The organism is Mycobacterium sp. E3247, from assembly GCF_001667785.1.
Taxonomy (GTDB): Bacteria; Actinomycetota; Actinomycetes; order Mycobacteriales; family Mycobacteriaceae; genus Mycobacterium.
Map to the genome: position 1 here is coordinate 1 of NZ_LZJG01000245.1, position 1,178 is coordinate 1,178.

General features: G+C 70.2%; 1 protein-coding gene and 1 pseudogene. Both read right to left on the minus strand.

Features of this window, described 5'->3' with window-relative positions; all coding sequences use genetic code 11:
• Positions 1 to 378: pseudogene (locus A9X04_RS13140) on the minus strand (hypothetical protein); the annotation flags it as partial.
• Positions 379 to 443: 65 nt separating this feature from the next.
• Positions 444 to 1,178 (minus strand): TIGR01777 family oxidoreductase (locus tag A9X04_RS13145; RefSeq protein ID WP_067920969.1); only part of this gene is annotated, 735 nt, incomplete at its 5' end.

Sequence of the window (1,178 nt, forward strand, 5' to 3'; positions counted from 1 at the left end):
GGCGATGTTGTCCAGGAAGCCCCTGTTGTCGATCAGGTGCTCCACCGTGCAACCGAAGGCGCTGAGGGTGGGCAGCGTGGTGGCCACGACGAGGAATCCGGTGCCGGCGATCTCGGCGGCGAACGCCGACCAGACCTTTTTGCCCTCGACGAAGCCGTGCTGTAGCCAGACCAGTCCCCGGGGCGGCGTGCTGGGCAAATACCATGTCGTCGGCACCGCCTGGGTCGCGCTCGCGCAGGCGACGTCGGTCGCGCTGTCCGCCTCGGTGGATTCGGCCCGGGCTTGGCGCGGGCCGAGCACCATCGTGGCCACCGCGACCATGCCCAGCACGACCGCGCCGGCCTGCCGGGCGTGCCGGGCCGGCGCTCCTGAGATCATTAAGAAATTGAATCATTTATGAGCGCGGATCGGGCTTGATCAGGCGATTGCCTCAGATCTTCCGATCAGGACTCGCGCCCGAGCAGGTGACGCAGCGCCTGCTCGAGCTCGGGATGGCGGAACCGGTGTCCGGCCGCCGTGAGCTTCTGCGGAGCAACCCGCTGGCTGGCACACGCCAGCTCGCGGGCGCCCTGCTCGCCGAGCAGCACCCGGGGCCCGAGCGACGGCACCGGCAACACCGCGGGCCGACGCATGACGTGGGCCAGGGTGGCGGTGTACTCGCTGTTGCGAACCGGGTGCGGCGCAACGGCATTCACCGGACCGGACAGCGCTGTGTCCCACAGTGCTCGGTGATACACGTCGACGAGGTCGTCGATCCCGATCCACGAGAGCCATTGCCGGCCGTCGCCCAGCCGGCCACCCAGCCCGGCGCTGAACAACGGGCGCATCAGCTTCAGCGTGCCGCCGCGCGGGGACTGCACGATGCCCGTGCGCACCGGCACCACCCGCACCCCGGCCTGTTCCGCGGGCGCGGTCGCCGCCTCCCAGTCGGCAACGACATCGGCGAGAAAGCCATCGCCGCGTTCGCTGTCCTCGGTGAGGACGTCGTCACCCCGGTCGTACCCGTAGTATCCGATCGCCGAAGCGGTGACCAGCACCGACGGCCGCCGCGGGGTGCGAGCCAGCGCCTCGGCGAGCCAGCGGGTCGGCCCAATCCTGCTGTCGCGGATCGCTTTTCGATGCCTCTCGGTGAACCGGCCGGCGATCGATTCGCCGGCCAGGTGGATGACCGCCGGGAC